Annotated in this window: 13 protein-coding genes; 11 read left to right on the top strand and 2 right to left on the bottom strand. The window is 62.0% G+C overall.

Annotation, left to right across the window (positions count from 1 at the left end; all coding sequences use genetic code 11):
- Positions 1 to 42 precede the first annotated feature (42 nt).
- The 3 genes from F759_RS39275 to F759_RS0132720 all read left to right on the top strand — a co-directional run bounded on the left by F759_RS39275 (position 43) and on the right by F759_RS0132720 (position 4,445).
- Positions 43 to 1,239: a DUF2345 domain-containing protein gene (locus tag F759_RS39275; RefSeq protein ID WP_456088828.1), complete on the top strand. Its 1,197-nt coding sequence runs from the start codon at positions 43 to 45 to the stop codon at positions 1,237 to 1,239.
- Between the two features lie 21 nt (positions 1,240 to 1,260).
- The gene (locus tag F759_RS0132715) at positions 1,261 to 3,354 is read left to right on the top strand and encodes a peptidoglycan DD-metalloendopeptidase family protein (RefSeq protein WP_084534414.1); all 2,094 of its coding nucleotides are present in this window, start codon (positions 1,261 to 1,263) and stop codon (positions 3,352 to 3,354) included.
- A gap of 719 nt (positions 3,355 to 4,073) precedes the next feature.
- The gene (locus tag F759_RS0132720; RefSeq protein WP_027803541.1) at positions 4,074 to 4,445 is read left to right on the top strand and encodes a hypothetical protein; all 372 of its coding nucleotides are present in this window, start codon (positions 4,074 to 4,076) and stop codon (positions 4,443 to 4,445) included.
- A gap of 421 nt (positions 4,446 to 4,866) precedes the next feature.
- Here the strand turns inward: F759_RS0132720 and F759_RS0132725 are convergent, their stop codons facing one another.
- Entirely contained in the window at positions 4,867 to 5,634 is a 768-nt protein-coding gene (locus tag F759_RS0132725) for a 2OG-Fe(II) oxygenase (RefSeq protein ID WP_027803542.1), read from the bottom strand.
- A 245-nt stretch (positions 5,635 to 5,879) separates the two neighbouring features.
- Here F759_RS0132725 and F759_RS0132735 point away from each other — a divergent pair, with 245 nt between their 5' ends.
- From F759_RS0132735 to F759_RS0132770, 8 genes are all read left to right on the top strand, one after another.
- Positions 5,880 to 6,722 carry an FAS1-like dehydratase domain-containing protein gene (locus F759_RS0132735; protein ID WP_027803543.1) on the top strand — a complete coding sequence of 281 codons (843 nt, stop codon included), beginning with the start codon at positions 5,880 to 5,882 and terminating at the stop codon, positions 6,720 to 6,722.
- A gap of 539 nt (positions 6,723 to 7,261) precedes the next feature.
- The gene (locus tag F759_RS0132740) at positions 7,262 to 9,043 is read left to right on the top strand and encodes a DUF2138 domain-containing protein (protein WP_027803544.1); all 1,782 of its coding nucleotides are present in this window, start codon (positions 7,262 to 7,264) and stop codon (positions 9,041 to 9,043) included.
- A gap of 264 nt (positions 9,044 to 9,307) precedes the next feature.
- Positions 9,308 to 9,964 (top strand): DUF1175 domain-containing protein, encoded by a 657-nt coding sequence (locus F759_RS39280; RefSeq protein WP_084534415.1) that lies wholly within the window; start codon positions 9,308 to 9,310, stop codon positions 9,962 to 9,964.
- Complete coding sequence (locus tag F759_RS0132750) at positions 9,961 to 14,763, top strand: alpha-2-macroglobulin family protein (protein ID WP_027803545.1); 4,803 nt, start codon at positions 9,961 to 9,963, stop codon at positions 14,761 to 14,763. The genes F759_RS39280 and F759_RS0132750 overlap by 4 nt, the downstream gene beginning before the upstream one ends.
- 12 nt (positions 14,764 to 14,775) lie before the next feature.
- Positions 14,776 to 16,566 (top strand): DUF2300 domain-containing protein, encoded by a 1,791-nt coding sequence (locus tag F759_RS0132755; protein ID WP_027803546.1) that lies wholly within the window; start codon positions 14,776 to 14,778, stop codon positions 16,564 to 16,566.
- Positions 16,563 to 17,447, top strand: coding sequence for a YfaP family protein (locus F759_RS0132760; RefSeq protein ID WP_027803547.1), 885 nt, complete (start codon positions 16,563 to 16,565; stop codon positions 17,445 to 17,447). The genes F759_RS0132755 and F759_RS0132760 overlap by 4 nt, the downstream gene beginning before the upstream one ends.
- 22 nt (positions 17,448 to 17,469) lie before the next feature.
- The gene (locus F759_RS0132765; protein WP_027803548.1) at positions 17,470 to 18,270 is read left to right on the top strand and encodes a YfaP family protein; all 801 of its coding nucleotides are present in this window, start codon (positions 17,470 to 17,472) and stop codon (positions 18,268 to 18,270) included.
- Between the two features lie 294 nt (positions 18,271 to 18,564).
- Positions 18,565 to 18,957, top strand: a complete 393-nt coding sequence (locus F759_RS0132770) for a hypothetical protein (protein WP_027803549.1) — start codon at positions 18,565 to 18,567, stop codon at positions 18,955 to 18,957.
- Positions 18,958 to 19,061: 104 nt separating this feature from the next.
- On the opposite strand, the gene rpoD is transcribed toward F759_RS0132770, so the two are convergent.
- On the bottom strand, positions 19,062 to 21,056 hold the full coding sequence (rpoD, locus tag F759_RS0132775; protein WP_027803550.1) for an RNA polymerase sigma factor RpoD: 1,995 nt from the start codon (positions 21,054 to 21,056) through the stop codon (positions 19,062 to 19,064).
- Positions 21,057 to 21,710 lie beyond the last annotated feature (654 nt).

Consider the following 21,710-nt stretch of genomic DNA (forward strand, 5'->3'; position numbering starts at 1 on the left):
GGCGTGTCTACCGATGCGATGGCGCGTCTGAAACTGCGGTTCATGTGGGACAGGGCTGGCGAGAAAAACGACTGGGCCAATGAGAACGCAACCTGCTGGGTGCCGCTGGCGCAGCCCTGGCAGGGTCTGCGCTACGGGGCGCTGTGGATTCCGCGTGTGCGCGACCACGTCTATGTGGGGTACGTCAATTCGGACCCGGACCGGCCGTTCGTGCTGTCGAGCTTTAACACGGACAGCAACCCGTTGCCGTGGGATCTGGTGAAGAACCAGGCNCTNTCGGGCTGGCGCAGCCAGGAACTGGCCGCGCCGTGGCGCGCGTCCAACATGGTGGTGACCGACGACACCCCCGGCAGGCTTCAGGTGCAGGTGGCAAGCGACCATGCGAACTCGCGCTTCGTGGCCGGTTACAACGTGCGCATCAACGGAGACAGGGGACGGCAGGAGGCACGCGGCGAGGGGATCGAGATCGCGACTGACGCGCATGCGGTGATGCGGGCGAACAGGGGCATGCTGATTACGACCGAGGCCCGTGAGGGCGCGACGGCCCCGGTGAAGGATATGGGCGAGACGGTGGCGCGGCTGACGCAGGCGCGCGAGCAGCATGAGGACTTGTCGCAGCTCGCGCAGAAGCACAGGGCACAGACGGCGGCGGCGAGCCAGGCTGACGCGGCCAGCATCATCAGGACGCAGAACGATGCGCTCGGGGGCGCCCTGAAGACGGCGGATAACCCGTCGCCGGAGATGACGCGACCCGACATAGTAATTGCGAGTGCGGCGGGCATTGCCGCGAGCGCAACTGACAGCACGCACATGGCAAGCCAGAATGACCACGCCATCACAGCGGGCCGCGACTACAGCGTGTCGGTGGGTCGGTCGTATCACGCCTCGGTACGCGGCTCGGTGTCGCTGTTTGCCTACCTGGACGGCATGAAGTTCTTCGCGGCGAAGGGGGCGGTCCAGTTACAGGCGCAAAGCGATGTGATGGCGCTCGCGGCGCTGAAAGACATCACGATCACCAGCACGGACGGCAGGATCGTCCTCAACGCGTCGAAGGAAGTGTGGATCGGCGCAGGTGGCTCGTATATCCAGATTAACGGCAGCGGGATCATCAATGGCTCGCCGGGGCCGATTCTGGAGAAGACCCCTTCTTGGGACAAGCCGGGGCCGGATGTCCAGCTGAGGAATTTCCCGCCATTCGGTTCGGGCACGCCCACCGATGACTACAACCATTCGCTGTGACGTTTCCCTCCTGACAGACCCATGATTATCAGCCCACCTTTTCTTTCAGCAGCGCACCCGCAACAGAATGACGCCATGCCCACGGCGGACGCGGGCAACACGGTCGTGCCCGATAGTGACGTATGCACGTCGGGCATGCTGGAATGCGCGCCAGGCAATGGCGCCTACCCGGTCAGTTTCAACCTCGGCTGGCATGGCGGCGCGCACCTTGGAGCGCCAGCAGAAAGCGGCGAGGCGCTTCCGGTGCGAGCCATCGCAGACGGCAAGGTCGTGTATGTGCGCAAGACCGACACGACCCACAAGCCAACGCTCCAGTACCGGAGCGTGCGCACCGATGACGGCTGCGTGGTCATCCGGCACGACACTGAAATCGGCGAAGGTGACAACGCGAAGATCACCTATTACTCGGTCTATCTGCACCTGCAACAGGTGATGCCGACGCTCGCCGTCGGCAGGAAGGTCTACCGTAAGGACGTGGTAGGAACACCCGGCCAGATTTTCGGACAGTACCCGCAGATTCACTTCGAGATCGTCAGCGACGAGGCGAACCTGAAAAAAATGATCGGCCGTGCGCCGGGGCCGCCAGGCAACGCCCCGGCGCGCACCGACGCGGTGTATGGCGACATATGGTTCTTCGTTCCTCGCGGCGCGAAGCTCTTTGTCAATGAGCCGCATCCTTTCCGCGATGACGACAGCGCGCCGCCAGTCGCGGCGCTACAGCCGCAGGCGTCTCTCGTGCCGGCCGGAACCAGCTGCGATCTTGTCGTGCGCATGCATTACGAAAAGGACTGCACGCTGGCGACCTACAGGAAGAACGCGGATTTGAGCTGGTCCGTGTACGGTGCGATGCCGCCAGAAAGGGAGGCGGAATACAGCCTGTACAAACGGGCCACCGACCTGACCGGCCGCTATACCGGCAGCAGTCTCGCGAGCATTGCAGCGGGCGTGCCGGTGCCATCGCCCAGTGCCATCTTCGAGATGATCCGTTTCGGACGCTGCATCCACGATCAGCTTCCTGATGGCGCGCGCTTCAATCACTGGCGGAAAGTGAAGACACCGGACGGTGACGGCTGGATCAACCTGTCGAAAACGGGCGTGCGGACCTATAGCGATGCCGATTTCCCGGAATGGGCGGGCTGGAGTTTTATCAACGACGCCCCGACGCCTGACAGCCTGTGCGATTCGCCCACGGTAAAGCGCTGGCTGGACATCAATCATACGGGGCATGTGAGCCATGCCGATGCTGTGAGTGCCCTGGGTATGGATGCGATCCGGCAGCGTATGGCGCGAGCCGCATGCAAGTTTCCCTCCGAGTGGAGTCGCGATGGACTGCAGGCGCGATACAACTGGCTGAAAAGTCCGCATGAAGCATTGTCCAGTCCGTTGTCGGATACGGACTTCAACAAACTGATGGACCATGCGCGCGATCTGGCGTTCTGGGAGGACGTCAGCGATGCGGATTTCCCGCATGCAAATGAGGTGTGGCATTTCCCGCCGACTGCGTTTGTGCGTCAATTCAGAACCTGTGGATGGCTAAGTCCGGAAGATTTAAAAAAAATCCTTACCGCCGCTCCGGCGGAAGGTCAGGTCCGCGCGGAATCGTTACGTTCGGCGATGAACAAAATGCAGCGAAAGTACCTAATCGCAGACACCCGATTAAGGACTGCACATTTTTTGGCACAGGTAGGACACGAAACAGGTTGGTGGCAATATCGCCAAGAGCTCGGTAACGAACGCTACTTTAAAACCATGTATGAAGTCATTACGCCGGATGAGGCAGTCGTAGACTTTAACAGCGGATTCGCTCCGCATCTCGGGCTAACCCGGAGCGGCAATACGGCGGCAGTATACGCTGCACGACGGCCGACGGAGGTGGCACGGAAAGCGCAAGGAATGGACAACGGTGCCGCTAATATGGCTGCGGGTGGTCAGGTCGGTGACGGCGCGCGCTTTAGAGGGCGTGGCTTTTTGCAAATCACTGGACGTCGCAATTACACAGGATATAGCAAATACAGAGGGGGCGATTTCACAACTGACCCACGCCCGCTCCTCTTAGCTACTGACGATCACAACGCATGCGACGCATCCGGATTTTTTGGGCGCGCGAGAAAGTAAATAGGGAAGCCGATGCCGGCTCCAATGCACAACACGTCACCCGAGTTGGCGGTTTAGTTAATAGAGGCAGTGCCGCTCATGCGCCTCTGCACAATGATGAACGACAACATGCGTTCAATGCGATTTGGAAAGAGCTCAACGATGCATAAAATCCGCCGATCTATTTTTTTTGCTTCACTAGCCTTAAGCGTCGGCCTATCTCCAATAGTGGCCTCTAGTGCAGATGTAGACCTTGCGTTCAATAGGCTAGCCATGTCAGATTGCGCGACCGAGTCGGGGATCCTTGTGTTGAAGTACACAGGGATCGAGACAGGCTCACCATACGCCACGGAATTTGACAGACGGGAAGTGTCTGTTGCCCTGTCAGATAATCCAGCTCTCTTGCTCAGAAGAACCGGTGCAAAGCGGACTAAACGGGGAATTTTCTTCCAAACAACTTTGCTTGCCTCGCCTCCGAATTTGGCACAGATAAAAAAACGTCGCATGTTGCCAAATTCTGTTCGCGCTGGGAAATGGAGGATTTTTACGGAGGACATTCAGTACGCGGCTCAGGGCCCTGCACGAGGTTTCCAGATAGAGTGTGAAACGGCCGTACAACTCGGTGATTCTGGAGAGAAGACAGTGGCGGTTTCCGAATGCTTTGGCTACGAGAACAAGCAACGCTTTCTTTCAACACTGACTCAGATTGATACAAAGGCTGTCGATTGCGGAGGGAAGAGGTGATCGACTTTATCCGACTGAATGATACTACCGACCACGGCCTGCTCATCCTGAACCCGCTCTTGGCGAAGGTGGTCTTCGGGAATTTGGCGGATTGCCCGGCCACGTTCGAGGGGCTGTCAGTCCTCATCACGCCGCTGGTCGAGGCTGTCGAACTGGCCGCCAGCGCGGGCGCCGCTGCCACGGCAAAGCCGAACCATGCGCTGCACCCGACGCTCAGCAATTTCCTCGATATCGTCGCGCTGGCGCTTTTCGGTGCAGTGCCGGAATATGGCCCGGTCATGTTCGGGGGAACACAGGTCCTCATCAGCGCGCAAGTGGACGTAGTTCGACTGGCGGTGAAGAAGCCGGATGGCCGTGTGATGCATTAGCGTGCGTAGTTAAAATCACAGGCTGTGATTTTCATGAGGAACCCTGTCATTGCGCGCCGTGGGGAATCTCCTGGTCATCCTCCCGCGCTGCGTGCAAGGCAGCATCGACAACTCGCCTGTCCGGACTCCAGACGAGTCACTTGTCCTGTCAGTCGCCGTTATGAGTAGCCGTTAGCATGAGTCCCGAACAGGGCACATGTGCAATACGTAGGACCGTCCTCCCATAGCGGGACGTTGGTCTCCCCGCACCGCAGCACCTTGGGGAATGCATCTTTCGCGCCCCGTAGCGAACAGAACTTTGCCATACGCCGCCTGGAAGCTTTATGCAGCAGGGCCGTTTATCACAGCGGTGCGATTAACTCACAGACTACTGAACAAAAACCGGGGGATAACTGTCGCACCACCCTAACTACCCTACTCCTCAGCCCGCATCATGAAAAATAACTCCCAACGTATGCCGCCGCCCCGACCGCAACCGGCTCACCCCATGCCGCAAATTCACGCGATAAGCCCCCCGCGTGCCTTGCACCGGCCGATGATGAACCGCAAACACGACGGCATCGCCCTTGCGTAGCGGCACGACCTCGGTGCGCGACTGCATTCGCGGACGCTGCTCGGTCATCACGAATTCGCCGCCCGTAAAATCTTCGCCGGGCTCCGACAGAAGAATCGCGACCTGTAGCGGAAACACGTGCTCGCCATAAAGATCCTGGTGCAGGCAGTTGTAGTCGTCGGTCGCATACTGGAGGATCAGCGGTGTCGGGCGCGTTTGGCCGGCAGCATGGCAGCGTTCGATAAACGCCGAATGCGCGTCTGGATAGCGGATGTCGATCCCCATCGCCTCGTTCCAGCGATTCGCGACCGGCACCAGATGCGGATAAAGCTCGCGGCGCAATGCCCCGATCAACGGCGGCAACGGATAAGTGAAATATTTGTATTCACCGCGGCCGAAGCCATGCCGCGCCATTACCACACGGCTGCGATATAACTCGTCGCGCGGATATAACGCGGCCAGGGCGTCGCATTCGCGCCCGCCAAGCAACTCGCGCAGCATCGCGCAGCCATAACCGTTCAGTTCTTCTTCCACGTTGAACCAGTCGATTGTCTCGATGCGCGCTGCAAGCGAATTCGCGAGAGTGCGATCCTGCTTCGGCGATTGTGTGCGGGGATCTCTCGCCACCGTATTCATGAGTGTCTCCATCAACGATCTTCGAACGATGATCGAGTGTAAGCGCGTCTTTCACGCCGCGCACTCCGACTCTTGCGCTGCAATTCGTGGGTTTAGAGACGCGGAAAATCGGCGGCGACCTGTTCAGTAAGCTCGCAGGCCTCAAGCGAAGAAAGGCCGCGCCGCGCAACGGTGATCTTTGCGAAGCGCCTTGCGTCGTTCATAGTGGGTGCTGTCAATTCGACGCTCCACAGGAGGCTTCGCCCATGTCCGATTCTCACGCGAAACTCGACGATTGGCTCGGCAACGAGCGAGTCGCCAAAGATCACATTACCGCGTTTCCGCTGGCGGCTCTCGCCGCGACACTGGTTCGGGAGAAAGACGGCGACATGGTCCCGCCGCTTTGGCACTGGCTCTACTTTTTGCCGATCACGCCGATGTCCGAAGCGGGGCCCGACGGTCATCCGAAACGCGGCGATTTTCTGCCGCCAGTGCCGCTGCCGCGCCGCATGTGGGCCGGCGGGCGCCTCACTTTTCATGCGCCGCTGAAAGTGGGCGAGCACGCCACGCGTACATCGACGATTGCGAACATCGAAGACAAGACCGGGCGTTCCGGGCGCCTCGTGTTTGTCACGGTGCAGCACACGATTGAAGCCGGCGGTGAACTGAAGCTCGAAGAAGAGCACGACATTGTCTACCGCGACGCGTCGCCAGCGGACGCACGGCCTCAGCAGCCGCAACTCGCGCCGCAGGGCGAAAGCTGGAGCCGCACTATCGACGCCGATCCCGTCATGCTGTTCCGCTATTCGGCGCTGACCTTCAACAGCCATCGCATCCACTACGACCACCCTTATGCGACGCAAGTCGAGGCTTATCCTGCTCTGGTCGTCCACGGCCCGTTGATTGCCACACTGCTGCTCGATCTCGTGCACCGGGAGCGACCGGACGCAACGCTGCAAAGTTTTGCGTTCAAGGCGCTGCGTCCGACGTTTGCGGGGCAGGCTTTCAAGGTGTGCGGCGCGCCGTCGGCGGATGGGAAAACCATCGAGTTATGGGCAAAAGATCATCAAGGCTATTTGACGATGCGGGCGACAGCAGGGATCGAGTAATTTCGACGACACAAACCGTCAATCCGTTTTATATAGCTGAAACTCGAACCCGCACACGATGGAAAACCCATGCGTCTGTAAGTTCCAGGCGGGAACCGACGGAATATTGCTGCTAAATCTGTAGGAGCAAGTCTCGCATTAACCGGCGACCACGCCGAAACACGGATTTTATGCGCATAATGAATCGCGGCTGTCTCGCATTAGCATCTAGGGGTGCGGCTCGCAATTCCGCGTGCAATCACGACGCGGTGCAGCGGCAACCGTGCGCATAAAGGCGCTGAGAGCGCATAACGCCTGAACGCTCGTCCTTTAACCGGCGCGACCGCTGCAAAAAAAACCAGTAACCTCTACAGGTGCATTAATCAAACGCAAACTCAATTGCCATCGAACGACTGAAACGTCGCCGATCGTTAAATGCAATGTCGGGTGGTCTGCTGTTAAAAATATCGGTTATCATCGCTGCCTTCAGCGATCGGTCATGGCGGCTTAATCCGGCCGGCATCAACGTTAATATCGTCGCATCGAACCAAAAAAATCAGATGAAGATGTCGCGTAAAAAGATTGCAATCCTGGTGGCCGGGCTTCTGATCGTGGCCGGCATCGTCATTCAGGCCGTTTGGCGTCCGTTCGCACATCGCAAGGCGACCAATACGGGCGACGTCGTTCTGGACATCCACCATCCCGACGCGGTAATCGACAGCGAAGCACTGTCGCGTTTGCCTCGCGATATGTTGCGCGTGCCGCTGCTGCACGACGTGCTCACGCAAGACTTCGTCGACTACTACGAATCGGCGAATACGCGGCTCTCCGCCGAAGGCGCATTGCGGCGTCTCGTGTTCGAACATCAACTTGACTGGCGCGACGAACTGATCCGCCGCGTGTTCGACGAACCCGCGCACGTGTTGCTCTGGCGTTCACCGGATGGCCGGCTCGGCTATTGGGTCATGTCCATGCGCCGCAACGGTCTTGCGAGGCTGTTGCAGGGCTTGGGCAACGTCGCCGCAAGCGACGCGCAACTGAGTCAGGTCGCGAAGCTCTCCGGCGATGTGCCGGTCTATGCGTTGAAACTGGCGGTCGGTCGCACCCTGCTATTCGCGTCGAAAGACGATCGTCTCGTCGTGCTCTCCGCGCCCGGCGTGCTGCTCGACGAAAAAGGCGGGCTGCTGGGCGAGCGTGCCGATGCCGTGTCCGACATGCTGTCGTCGGGTCATGACGACGCCGCGCGTGCATATCGGCTGGATGCACCGGGAGACGCGTCGAAGGGGCATCGTCTGGTGGTGTCGGCGAATTACCTGTCCTTCGGTTATCAGGCGTTCTTTTCCGGCATCGACGCGCTGCGTTTCGACTTCTCGCCGAATGGCAATGCAGCGGCGAACTGGCGGACATCGGCCTTGATCGAGCCGGGCAAGCTGCCGCAGCAGTGGAACAGCGCGGACTTATGGCGCGCATTGCCAGCGAACGCCGCGGCATGCACGAGCTTGCCTGCGGACTGGAAGGAGGCGTCGGCATTGCTCGGCAAGGTTGCCGATGGGTCGGACGCCGCTGCGGCAATCGGCGATCGTCTGACGGGGCCCGCGGCCGTGTGCTGGTACGCGAAATCCACGCTGGTCGCGCCGGTTTTCATCGCTCGCGTGAAGGCGCAGGACGCGGCCTCGATCGCTGCGCTGAAGACCGCCCTCGGCAAAACGTTCGGCGACGTGATCGGCGCATATGAGGCGAAGGCCGCGAAGGCGGACGACACCGACACGGCGTATCCACGCTTGCCGGTCACTACGCGCGAACAGGGCGCGGACGTTACGGTGTGGCAACGGCCGGTCAGCGCGCGCTCGGGCACGGCATTGAGCAGCAAGGCGTCGTTCGCGTCGCAGCTATCGGCGCAACGCTATTTCCCGGTGACGCTCGCGCTCGCGCACGGCTATCTGATCTTCTCGCCCGACTCACGTCTCGTCGACGACACGCTTGCGGTGCTCGGCAAGCGTTACCCCGCACTTGCTGACACGCTTGCGCCCGAGCGTTTGCCACGCACGATTCTGACGCTGGCGCCTTCGTCGGCTGCCGCGCTGATCGAACGCGAGGCAGGCGCCGGATTGCCCGCCGATCAGGAGGCCGTGTTTCGCAACGCGTCGCGCACGCATCTGACGCCAAAATTGCGCGCGCTCGCGCACTATCCGCCGGTCTCGTTGACGCTGCCGCAAAACTTGCCCAGCTCAACCGGCTGGGTGCCGGTGGAGTGGTGGTTCGATCGTGCGAAAGGCGACGCGAGTTCGGATGACGCCGTCGCCCAGGCGCCCGCGGATCAGCCCGGCACCGAGGGCGATTAAGTGCGCCGTCTTCGTACAGATGGCGTGAGGTGCGCGCCTCGCGACGCACGTCAGCGCGGACACACGGCAGACAACGCGTGCGCGCTGCGGCGGCTGCCCGCGCTCCCAGTCGTGCATGTTGCGCAGGCCGCCTGCGAAGGGCGCGGGTCGGGCCATGCATGCCTCTCGCGTACGGCCCGGCCAGTCACGCATGTTGCGCAGGCAGCCAGCCAATCGCGCGCGACAGTCCTCAGCTCTGCCTTCCGCCGCGGCTGCCTCTCGCGCATGGCTACTTTTTTCGCGCTAGCCGCCCTCGCGCCCCACGCGCACGCGCTAAGCGTGACCATCACATCGTCCGATCCCGACGCGCTGACTGCCCAGCAATCCGCCGTGTTTCGCGCATGGTTCACGCGCATCGTCGATCAGCAAATGCGCCGTGGCCCGACGCCGCGCTGGACGCAACGCGATTGCGCGGGGCTCGTGCGCTTTGCCGTCGGCGAAACGCTGCGCCCGCACGACAGCAAATGGCTGCACGCGAACGGCATGAGCGGCCTCGCGGATACAAGCAGCCTGCCGCCCGAACTGCAACTGTCCGCGGCGCAACGCATCATCGCAAACCGCTGGACGCAACTCGACGGCTCCACTGGCGCATACGCGTCGGCCATCGCGCTGATTCAACGCAATAGCCGTTTCGTTTCGAAGGACGTCAACCAGGCGCTGCCCGGCGATCTGCTGTTCTTCGATCAGGGCGACGACCAGCATCTGATGATCTGGCTCGACCGCTACATCGCTTATCACACAGGCACCGTTACGCCGACCGATACCGGTCTGCGCGCGGTCGCCGTTTCCGACCTGATGCAATGGAAAGATTCCCGCTGGCAGCCGCTCGACGGCAATCCAAATTTCGTCGGCGTGTTTCGTTTGGACTTTTTGACACCATGACCCGAATGAGTTTTGTCATCGCGAGTTGCAAGCGGTTTAACCATGCGCGTGGTCGCGCGGCCTTCACCGTGGCCGCACTGTTTGCTGTTATCGCGCTGATTACCGCAAGCAGCGTCGCGCATGCAGAAGACGATGGATCGAGCGCCGCAGCCGCCGATTCGAACATCGCTGCAAATCCTACATTGAGTGCGGCGCCGCCGAGCAATTTCAGCTCACAGAAAGTGGACGGTCAACCGTTCTTTCTGCTGTCGGACGCGAGCTTCGGCAGCAATCAGCTCGCGCAGGTCCGGCTTGAGGCGCCGGGCCGCGATTTCAAGGACGCGTTGCAGCCCTATGGCGGCGCGGACATTGTCGTGTATCGCGTGCCGAAGCCGCTCGAGTTTCTCAAAGCGCAGAAGAATCTGCATCGGCTGAATGTCGCGCCGAACTATCAGGGCGAAGGGCTCGCGAATACGCTCGCTTATCTGTGGGACCGCTGGTTCACCGAGGCGCGCCGTGCGTGGCAACGCATGCTGTCGTTCGCGACCCGCAGCAAGGCAACGGAGGCCGCGCCGCAATTCAGGCTCGGCGAGCAGACCGGCAAGCAGACGCAATTCGAACAGACCTCGCAATTCGCGCCACTGAAGGGTTACGAGATGATCGCGCGCTTTCGCTATCCGATCTGGGACGCGAACGTGATCGAGCCGCCCAAAGGCGTGAATCTGGCGGGCAGCAGCAGTAACTTCATCGAGGCAAGCTCGGGCAACGTGATGATTCCGGTCGGCAAGCTGGCGCCGGGGCTCTATATCGTCGAGGCGGTGATCGGCAACTATCGCGCGCACACGCTGCTGTTCGTGTCGGACACGGTGGCGGTCGTGAAAGCGGCATCGAGCGGAATGCTGGTGTGGACTACGCGGCGCGATAGCGGCAAGCCGGTCGCCAATACAGAAGTGAACTGGACCGACGGCGTAGGCGTGTTGCAAAGCGGCGCGACGGGCAACGACGGTGCGCTGGTGCTGCAACATGTGAGCCCCGAGCGCAGCTATGTGCTCGGCGTCGATCCGCAGGGCGGCGTGTTCGTCTCGGAGAATTTCTATTACGACAGCGAGATCTACAACACGAAGATTTACGCCGTCACGGACCGGCCGATGTACCGCCCGGGCGATCCGGTGCATGTGAAGTTCATCGGCCGCACGTTCCAGAACGCGACTCGATCGTCGGCACCTGCCGAGGCCGACATCAAGCTCGAAGTGCTCGATCCGAACGGCTCGCCGGTTGCGACCGCGAAGACGCATTTTGCTTCCGATACCGGCGCGGACACGTCGTTCACGTTGCCCGCCGACGCGACCGCCGGCGGCTATACGCTGCGCTTCGATTACAACGGCGATGTGTACGGCAGCGCGTTTCGCGTCGCCGAATATGTGAAGCCGCACTTCGACGTGAATCTGTCGATGGACAAAGCCGACTACGCAACCGGCGAGCCGTTGAAGGGCAAGATCCAGTTGCGCTATCCGGACGGCAAGCCGGTGCGCGACAGCAAGATTTCCGTCACGCTGCGCGCGCAGAAAGTGACGATCGTCGACGGTGAATTGCGTTATGCGGGGCTCTTCCCGGTCAAGCTCGAACAGCAGGAACTCAAGACCGATAGCGACGGCAACGCGAGCTTGGCGCTGCCCGCCGCGACCGAGCCGAGCCGTTATGCGCTGACGCTGTTCGCGCAGGACGGCGCCGCGTACAAAGTGCGCGTTACGCGCGAAGTGCTGATCGCGCGCGGCGCGACGCCGTATCGGTTGACTACGTCGAAGTCGTTCTCGCAGCCGAAGGAATCGGTGAGCTTCGATCTGCAAGCGCTGGCCGCGGCCGAACCCGCCGCACATGCGCCGGCGAAATGGGAATGGACCCGCCTCGAATCGCAGACGCACGCCGAAGGCTCGCTAAAGAATGCGTCGAAGGGCGTGGGCGGCAAGCTGTCGTTCGCGGTGCAGTTCGATCAGCCCGGTTCCTACATGTTGTCGGTCAAGGACGACGCGGGCAACCTGCTCGCCGCCGTCAGCCATTGGGTCGCGGGCGACGGCCTGAAGGCAATTCCGGGCAGCGTCGAGATTGTGTTCGATCGCGACAAGTACAGGATCGGCGACACGGCCGAAGCGCTGATCACGTTCCCGCTGCCCGTCGACGATGCGTTGCTGACGCTCGAACGCGACAACGTCGAACGGCGTGCGTTGCTCACTGCGGGCAGCGACTGGTTGCAACTGCACCGCGTTACGCCGTCGCAATGGAAGGCGCGCATCAAGGTTGGCGAAGACTTCGCGCCGAACATGACGTTCTCGGTGCTCTACGTGCATGCCGGCGAATACGCGTTCCAGAACGCGGGCATCGTGGTCGCGCAGCCGCAAATCGAATTGAACTTGAAGAGCGACAAGCCTGTGTACGGTCCGGGCGACACCGTCACGCTGAATTTCGACAGCACGTTGAACGGCAAACCCGAAGCGGCAAATCTGACGGTAAGCGTGGTCGATGAAATGGTCTATGTGTTGCAGCCGGAGATTGCGCCGAACATCGTCGACTTTTTCTATCATCCGCGCCGCAATAACGTGCGGACTTCGTCCAGTCTGTCGTTCATCACTTACGACCTCGCGCGTTCGCCGCTGAAGGGCGCGCCGGGCGGGCCGCAACGTGCGAACTACAACGAACGCGGCGTGAAAGTGCTCGAACGCCCGCGCCGCGACGATCAGGATACGGCCGCGTGGGAAGGCAATCTGAAAACCGACGTGAACGGTCACGCCACCATGACGTTCAAAATGCCGGACTCGCTCGCACGTTGGCGCATCACTGTGCGCGCGGCCGCGCCGGACGGTATGGTCGGTCAGCGCACCGCATACGTGCGCTCGGACAAGGCGCTCTATCTGAAGTGGAGCGGGCCGTCGCATTTCCGCGTCAACGATCAGCCGGCCATCGACATGATTGCTTTCAACCAGACCGATGCGGACATCGACGCACAGTGGCTAGTGGAAGGCGGCGGCCTGTCGCTGAACCGGAAGGTCACGTTGAAGCGCGGCGCGAACTATCTGCGTCTGCCAGGCGGCGCGTTGAAGGCCGGCGTGATCAACGCGACCTTGCGCAAGGGCGATAAGGACGTGGACGGCCTGCAGACCACGATTCATCTCGACGCGAGCGGTTGGCTCGATCTTCATCAGAACACTGTCGCGCTCGACGGCCTGAACAAGCCGCTCAATCTGCCGCAAGACGCACAGGAAGTGAGCGTGCGTTTCGTCGGCAACGCGGCGAGCCAGTTCATGCGCGTAGCCGACGACCTGATCGATTATCCGTATGGCTGCGCCGAACAGACGTCGAGCCGGTTGATTCCACTTGCGCTTGCGCATGACGCAATTGGCCGCGGTGACAACACGAGTTCGACGCAAGGCATCGAAGCGCTGCTGCGCAATCAGCGGCAGCGTCTTGCGATGCTCGCGGGCGTCGGCGGCACATTCGGCTGGTGGGGCGATACGACCGGCGGCAGCGCGCTGATCACGGCCTACGCGTATTACGCGGACTGGCTCGCGAGCCGCAGCCTGGGCATCAGCCTGCCCGCCGCGAACTGGCAGCACGCGATGGACGTCTATCGCGACGCCGGCGCGAAAGAGCCGCTGCTCCATCGCGCGCTGGCGCTGTGGTTCATGCAGCAGATGGGATTGCCGGTCGCGACGCCCGTATCGGGCGTGGTCGCTGACCTGATGAGCGACGCCGCGGCCACGGCCAATGCACCGGCTCGCAACGTCGCCAATGTTACCTATCGCGCGTCGGATAGCATTGTGTTCGCGCAGGCCGATTCGCCGCGCGGCAAACAGATGGCGATGCTGCTGGTCGCGGGCATGGCGCGCGGCACAGGCGCGCAGATGCCGGACGGTTTCGATGCAGCCACGAACGCCGCGCGCGTCTCGTTGAGCAACGATCCCGCGCCGCTCGTCCAAGGCCTGCTTGCGATGTCCGGCGACGGCGCGGGCGTCGATGCATCCGCATTGCTTGCAAGGAGCAGCGCCGATTACCCGACTCTCGACCGCGCGTTGACGCTGCTGTGGTTGCGCAAGGCGCTCGGCGGGGATGTGGCGGCTGCCTCGTTGCCGTTGCTGCAAGGCGCCGGCTGGACGCGCGCCGCGACGCCGACCGGCACGCCGTTGTGGAAATGGACCGCCGCTGGCGTGCCGCCCACGCTCGACGCGGGCGTCGCGCGCACCGACGTCAGCGCAATCGTCTCGTTCCGCAGTCACACGAGCGAAGATAGCCGCTTGAACATCAGCGTCGCGCGACGCTTCTACAAGCTCGAACCAGTCGAGGTGAAGGCCGATCCGAAAAAGCCGGGCGCGAGCGAGGGCAACGTGGGACGCTCGGCATTCACAGCGCGTCTGATGAAGCCGGGCGATGCAATCGACAGCAATGCGCTGTATGTGGACGAAGTCATGCTCACGCCGCGCTCGGGCAACGCCTATCACTATGGCCTGCTTGACGTGCCGCTGCCGCCCGGCGCGAGCGTCGAAGCGACGAGTTGGGGCGTGTCGATCGAGGGCTTGCCCGGCGAGAAGGACGGCGAGAGCGGTCCGCAACCGTTCGCACGCGCTGCATCGTATGAGATGGGCGAGCTCTCGTATCACCAGCCGGTGCCTTTGCTCGATCGGCCAGTCACGTTGCGGCAACTGGTGCGCTTCGCGTTGCCAGGCACGTTTGCGTTGCCACCCGCGCGCTACTTCCGCATGTATCAGCCGGACGCGAAGGCGTTCGAAGGCGGCAAGAGCGATCGCGTGACGACGCTGCGCATCCAGTAAGCGACACACAGAATGTTTAGCGCGCTCCCCCGGCCTCTACGCGATCGTGTTGCAGCGATGCTGCGGATCACGTTCGCCGCGGGCGCGGTGGGCACGTTGTGCTTGTTGTGTGGAGGTAATGCCGAGCGCGCGTATGCGGCGGAGTCTGCTTCATCGCGGGCAGCGCCGAAACAGACATTGCGCTTCGCCTGGCTGCGCGACGGGCAAAGCCAGCTTTGGCAAGCCGACGCCGACGGCGCCGCGGTGGGCCTGTCTGCGCAATCCGCGCTCCTGTTGCCCGCCACGTTGGAAGCGCCGCTTGGCAGCGTGTGGAAGCTCTTTGTATATGGCTATCTGGTGGATCGAAACATCGCGACACCCGACTACACGTGCAGCGGCGGCGATCCCGAAGAGGTGTATTGCTGCATGACGGGCGGTCATGTCGATCGCGAACATGCGCTGGTGCAATCGTGCGGGCGCTTTTTCGAACCTGGGCGTTTGCAAATCGATCCCGTCGACTGGCGCACGTATTGGACAGCCGCAGGCGCGCCCGCCTGGCTGCGCAATCTTCACGCGATGACGCCGACGCATCGTGTGCCCGTCGTGCAACTGCTCGCCGCATTGCAGGCGATGCCGGCGCGCCCGCGCGAAGCGGCGGCGAGCACCTTAGTCTCTGTGCTGACGAGCGGGCGTGGTGAAGGAACGGTGTCGCTTTACGGCAGTCTGCTGCGCGCCAAAACCTGGACGATGCCCGATGCGGCGCGGCCGGGGGCGTCGGTGGGCGGCGCTGCGGGCTGGCTTGCCGATGGCACGCCGGTGTGGCTCGGCGGTCCCGGCGGCAGCGCACGCGTGCTTGCGATGGCTGCGCCGCGCATCGCGCCGCTTCTCACGCGAGTCACCGTGCCCGATGACGGCGCGTGCGTCGTCGTCGATTTCTTTAGCCGCTATCCGATTCGCGAAGTGCTCGATCACAGGAGATCGGCGGCGATGCCCGATGGGCCGCTGAACGGCGAGTATCGCGTTGGTTTTATGAACGGCAACTGGGCGCAAGTGACGAGCCGCGGCGAATTGCGGCTCGACCGTAACGCTGCCGGAGCGCCGCACATGATCGGCCGCTTCGGCATGAACGAATATGTGGCGCGCGTGGTCGAGCGCGAGGGCGATACGGCGCAGCCCGAAGCGGCCAAGGCACTGGCGGTGGCGGCACGCACGTATGCTGCGCAGCACGGCGTGCACGATCACGGCTGTCTGCGTATCGACGACAGCAGCAACACACAGCGCGTTTTGCCGCGTGCGCCGAGCGCGGCAGCCCGCCGTGCCGCCGATCTGACTGACGCGCTGGTGCTGACCGGCGTGGCCGTCCAGTATCACTACGACAAAGCCGCACCTAGACAAATGAGCTGGCTTGCCGCGAAGGCATCCGCGCAAGCCGGGCTGACGTTCGACGCGATCCTCGCGCGCACACGGCCGCAAGCGACGCTGACTTCGTTCCTGAGCCCGCTCTCCGGCGATTGCATCGCGGTGGCCGGCGCGCGTGAATGGCTACAGCGCAATGCGCTTTCATGGGCGCGACGCATGGATGGCGCGGCCGGTTACGAGACGCCCGATCTGCCGGCCGTATGCGCGGTTCGCGAAGGGCGTCCTTATGCGGATGCGCAGCGCAATCGCGTCTATGTGTATCGCTTGCAAACGGAAGAGGACCGCATCGCGTTGGCGCATGAATATGTTCACCTCGCGTTTCAGCATCATCCGCGTGGGCTCGATGAAGAGTTCGTCGAGCGCACCGCGCGCATGCTGATTCGTACCGACAATCCGATCCAATGAGCCACGTCACGTTTTTGTTTTCGTTGAGCCGGCCTTCGATGCCGCGTCGGCTTCGCATGCGCGCTGTGATGCTCGTCGTCGTCGCTGCATGCGGCGCGTTCGGGCCAGGCCTCGTGAACTGCGCCTACGCGGCCGGTACCGATGGCGGTGTCGCCGATCTGACCGGGTCGTTCGGCGGCTGGCGTCATAGCGGGCTGACGAATGAAGGCGAGCAATTCGTCGCGGCGTATCCGCGGCCGCCGGTCGATCGCGGCGCGCAGCGCTACCGCACATTGATCGAGGGACGCCTGAAGCGTATCGACAAGCATGAGCGCAAGCCGCCCACGCTCGTCGTCAACGGCAATCCAACGCCGCTCTATACCGACGATGAAGGCGCATTCGCGCGGCCGTGGGCGTTCGGTGCGGGATCGAATAGCATCGAACTGATTTCCGCCGACGGCAGGCAGCGTCAGCGCATGCAATTCTACGAAGCGGACCGCAGCAAGCCGCAGGCCAAGCTGCGCGCGATGGTTACGTGGGACGATCCACACGCGCAGGTCGATTTGCATGTCATCACGCCGGGCGGCCTGCACGCGTTCTTCGCCAATCCGACATTGGAAGACGGCAGCGGCTTCGACGTCGATTCGGTGGACGGCGCGGGGCCGGGGATATTTTCGTCGGCGGCACCCGAGCATGGAACGTGGCTGTTCTTTCTGAACTACTGGGGCAATTTTGATTCGACCGGCTACAACTTCGACGCCGCCGCGCACGACCGCGACGTGGTCACGGCAACGTTGACGCTGGTCTTCAACGAGAACACGCCGAACGAGCGGCGCGAAACGATGGTTGTGCCGCTGCGCAAAATCGGCGACCTGATGCTCGTGAAAAGCGAGCGACTTTGACAGCGGGACGGGAGCAGTAACGATGAAGCGCAAAACGACGCGATGGATGAACGCTGCTGGCCACGGCTTGCTCGTTCTCGCATGCTTGCAAGGCGCGCCGGGCGCGCACGCAAGCGATATCAATTTCGCCGCGCCGCTGAACGGCTGGCGAAACACCAGCGGCGATAGCGAGCGCTATACGCAGGACGTGCATTATCCGGCGGTGTCCGTGGCGACGCCCGAAGGGCAGTCGAAACTTGCGCTGATCGAAGGGCAGATCCGTAACGCGCCGAAAAAGAAGGGCAAGACGGCGGGCACGCTGGTGGTCGACGGCACGCCGTTGCCGCAACGCATAGAGGAGGACGGCAAGTTTTCGCGACCTTATGCGTTTCCTGCGGGCAGCAACAGCGTCGAATTGCGCGCACCGGACGGCAGCCGCAAGCGCGTGCAGTTCTACGACGCATACAGCGGCAAGACGCAGCCGAAGCTGCGCGTGTTGCTCGCGTGGGATACCGACGGCACGGATCTCGACTTGCACGTGGTATCACCCGACGGCGCGCACGCATGGTACGGCGATCGTGTGGCGCCGAACGGCGGCGCGCTCGATGTCGACGTGACTACCGGCTATGGGCCGGAGATCTATTCGTCGGCCGCCCCGCTGAAGGGCACCTATCTTGTCTTTGTGAATTACTACGGCAGCGGCAACGGCCGCAGCGACATAACGGTTGCTCAGGTCACGATCATCACCAATGAAAACACGCCGGATGAAAAGAGCGAGACGATCCGCGTGCCGATGCGCAAGGCCGGCGAACTGACGCTCGTGAAGACGTTTGTGATGCCTTGAGCGGAGCCTCATTGCGGTTTGTTTTTGCCGTTCAGACTCGCCGCGTGCAGACGAGGAAAACTGTGCGCGCTCAGGTACTTGGTCGACTCTTGCGCAGGATATCCACAGGCTTCTGAACAGTTTCTGTGGACAACCCATCACTCACCGCAAAGCGTCTCTATTTGCCTTCGCGCGAGTTCGTTCGCGCCTGCACTTACCGTCCCTTACAGGGCTTCAAGTTTCAGCCAGTCACGGTCGATAGAACTTGTAACCGGCTCTACGCCGAATGCCTTGAAGAAACGAACGGAGGTTGCAATGCAAATCGACAGTGCGTTGCCGTCAACACTACAAGCAACTGATCGCGCGACGAACAATGCGTCGTCAACGTCCCGTACCAACGACGATGCGGCCACAGCGCGTTCTGCTACATCGAATCCGTCCGAACAGGACGAGGCAGTGCGTATCTCCACCGAGGGCGCCACTGCGGCGGCTCACGACGCAAATTCAATTGATGGCACGGACGCAGCCGATGCTGGAAGCGAGGGCGTGTTGGCGGCGGATTCGTCGGCGGTGAAGTCGTTTGCGTATGGCACGCTCGGGCTTGAACGGCCGGATCAGCCGCACGAAGAGCGCAATGCTTTCTACACGGCGGGACGTTGGCTCGCGGCGGGCATCACCCTTGGCGGGATCATCTCGCTGCTGATCTGAAAACGGGTGAGGCTTGGGAACTGAAGGCGGGGGTTGCGCTTGCCGTGCATGACGCACGGCAAGCGCGATAAAGCAGAGTCAGGCTTGCTACGAGGCTTGCTAGCTTAGCGGTCGAGGAACGACTTCAGTCGATCGGCACGGCTCGGATGCATCAGCTTGCGCATGGCCTTGCTCTCGATCTGGCGAATGCGTTCGCGCGTGACGTCGAACTGCTTGCCCACTTCTTCCAGCGTGTGGTCCGACTTCGTATTGATGCCGTAGCGCATACGCAGCACCTTTGCTTCGCGCGGCGACAGCGAGTCGAGCGCATCGTCGATGGCGGCGCGCAAGTCGGCTTGCATCGCCGCATCCGCCGGCGACGAAGCTGCCGAGTCTTCGATCATGTCGCCGAGGGTGGCATCGCCGTCGTCGCCAACGGGCGTTTCCATCGACACCGGCTGCTTGGCGATCTTCAGAATGCCGCGCACTTTCTCTTCCGACAGATCCATGCGCTCGGCCAGCACTGACGGATGCGCTTCCTGACCGGTCTGCTGCAGGATTTCACGCGAGATGCGGTTGAGCTTGTTGATCGTCTCGATCATGTGCACCGGCACGCGAATCGTGCGCGCCTGGTCGGCGAGCGAACGCGTCACGGCCTGACGCACCCACCAGGTTGCATACGTGGAAAACTTCCACCCGCGGCGGTATTCGAACTTGTCCACTGCTTTCATCAGGCCGATGTTGCCTTCCTGAATCAGGTCGAGGAACAGCATGCCGCGATTCACGTACTTCTTCGCGATGGAGATAACGAGACGCAGGTTCGCCTCGATCATCTCGCTCTTGGCCTTGCGCATCTTCGATTCAGCCGCGACCATCTGGCGGTTGATTTCTTTCAGATGCTTGAGCGGCAGCGAGACGGTGGCTTCGATATCGATCAGCTTTTGCTGTTCCGACTGAATCGCCGGCAGATGACGCTCGAGCGCCGCGCCGTACGACGTTGTGCCGCGTGCCGCGCGCTCGGTCCAGCCGAGGTCGGCTTCATGACCCGCGAACGATTCGACGAATTTTTCGCGCGGCATGCCGCTCTTCGTCACGACGATCTGCAGAATGTTGCGTTCGATCGCGCGGACCTGCGCGACCTGATGCTGCACGTCGCCGCACAAACGGTCGATGGTGCGCGCGGTAAAGCGGATTTTCGCGAGATGCTGCTGGATATCTTCACGCGCCCGCTGATAAGCCTTCGAGGTGACGTCGCCCCGTGTGTGCGACGCGTTCATCTGGTCGTACAGAATGCCGACCTGGGCGAAGATTTCGAGGCAGTCGCTCGTGAGCTGCCTCAGGCGCGCTTCGTCCGCTGCCGACGAATCGGCAGGACCGACGTCGTCGTCGCTATCGCTGTCGTCGTCTTCCTCCGTATCTGCGTCGACATCGGCTGCCGCGTCGGTGCTGACGGTCTCTTCTTCGGCCGCGATGTTGTCTTCGTTGAGGCCGTCGACCAGTTCGTCGATGCGCAACTCGCCGTCCGCAACCTGCTGGGCACTCGCCAGGATCGCGGAAATTGCCAGCGGGCACGCGGCGATGGCCTGCACCATTTCGTGGAGACCGTCTTCGATACGCTTCGCAATCGCGATTTCTCCCGCGCGCGTCAGCAGTTCAGTCGCGCCCATTTCGCGCATATACATGCGCACCGGGTCGGTCGTGCGGCCGAACTCGGAGTCCACTGTGGACAACGCCACTTCGGTTTCTTCGTCCGCCTGATCGTCGGAAACGACTGCGGGAGCGTTCGAGTTCAGCAGCAGCGTTTCAGCGTCGGGGGCCTGCTCGTAGACCTGCACGCCCATGTCGTTGAACGCGCTGACGATGCTGTCGATCGCCGCCGTTTGCGCGAAGTTATCGGGCAGGTGGTCATTGATCTGCGCGTGGGTCAGGTAGCCTTGCTCCTTACCCAGCTGGATCAGCGCGCGCATCTGGCGCTGACGTTCTTCGGCTTGCTGCGGCGGCAGTTCGGCCGCCACGGGGATCGCTTTGCCCGCGCCTTTGCCCTTGGGCGTGCGGCCCGACGGGGCCTTCGTGTAGGCTGCGGTTTCGTGTTGCGAATCTTCGCGATCAAAAGGGTTCACGTATTCTCCTCGAGAGGCTTCGCTATGAGACGCAAGACGCGACCGTCAGGCGTTTCGAGCATGGCTCAACATCACCTGGGTGACTCAACGCGGTTATATGGCTGTGTGCTCTGGGGAGCAAAAAGATGAGCCCGCTTTGAGCGGGCCGATAGAAATGTGCGAAATTCGCGCGGCTCGCATTATATACGAGCTTGCGCCTTCGCGCGCATTGTGCGCAGCAATTCGTCGCGCGTTGTCGTCGTAGGTCCGTTCAGTGTCCGCCAGTGGGGGGCGCGACGTTGTGTGCAAAAGCTTGCTGCAACAAGGAGCGCTTCTGTCGTGGCGGACGGCAGACTCCTGACTATAGACCAACTCGTTCATATTCACACGACTGCATTCCTCCCCGGAGTGGAGACCTCCTATATGGAGGGAGAACGCTTTGCGCGCCGATTGGCGCTTCTGCGAAAGAAAATTCGCAGAAGGGGGTTGACGACTTGTCACTCGCTCTCCATAATCTCGTTTCTCTGCTGCTGATGCAGCGGCGCGGAACGAAGCGGTGCCGGGTGGGTGATGGTGGGCAGCGCGACGTGAGGCGGACCGATCTTTAAAAACTAACAGCCGATAAGTGTGGGCGCTTGATGCGCGATGCGCGCCGGGCCTTGCGGGTTATTCCGT

The organism is Paraburkholderia dilworthii (genome assembly GCF_000472525.1).
In the GTDB taxonomy this organism is placed as follows: Bacteria; Pseudomonadota; Gammaproteobacteria; order Burkholderiales; family Burkholderiaceae; genus Paraburkholderia; species Paraburkholderia dilworthii.

What these genes read in the sequence shown, in the direction of transcription:
- F759_RS0132770 (WP_027803549.1), top strand. Translation starts at nt 18,565, where the DNA reads ATGCAAATCGACAGTGCGTTGCCGTCAACACTACAAGCAACTGATCGC.
- F759_RS0132715 (WP_084534414.1), top strand. Translation starts at nt 1,261, where the DNA reads ATGATTATCAGCCCACCTTTTCTTTCAGCAGCGCACCCGCAACAGAAT.
- F759_RS0132755 (WP_027803546.1), top strand. Translation starts at nt 14,776, where the DNA reads ATGTTTAGCGCGCTCCCCCGGCCTCTACGCGATCGTGTTGCAGCGATG.
- F759_RS0132765 (WP_027803548.1), top strand. Translation starts at nt 17,470, where the DNA reads ATGAAGCGCAAAACGACGCGATGGATGAACGCTGCTGGCCACGGCTTG.
- F759_RS0132760 (WP_027803547.1), top strand. Translation starts at nt 16,563, where the DNA reads ATGAGCCACGTCACGTTTTTGTTTTCGTTGAGCCGGCCTTCGATGCCG.
- F759_RS0132735 (WP_027803543.1), top strand. Translation starts at nt 5,880, where the DNA reads ATGTCCGATTCTCACGCGAAACTCGACGATTGGCTCGGCAACGAGCGA.
- F759_RS0132725 (WP_027803542.1), bottom strand. Translation starts at nt 5,634, where the DNA reads ATGAATACGGTGGCGAGAGATCCCCGCACACAATCGCCGAAGCAGGAT.
- F759_RS0132750 (WP_027803545.1), top strand. Translation starts at nt 9,961, where the DNA reads ATGACCCGAATGAGTTTTGTCATCGCGAGTTGCAAGCGGTTTAACCAT.
- F759_RS0132740 (WP_027803544.1), top strand. Translation starts at nt 7,262, where the DNA reads ATGAAGATGTCGCGTAAAAAGATTGCAATCCTGGTGGCCGGGCTTCTG.
- F759_RS39280 (WP_084534415.1), top strand. Translation starts at nt 9,308, where the DNA reads ATGGCTACTTTTTTCGCGCTAGCCGCCCTCGCGCCCCACGCGCACGCG.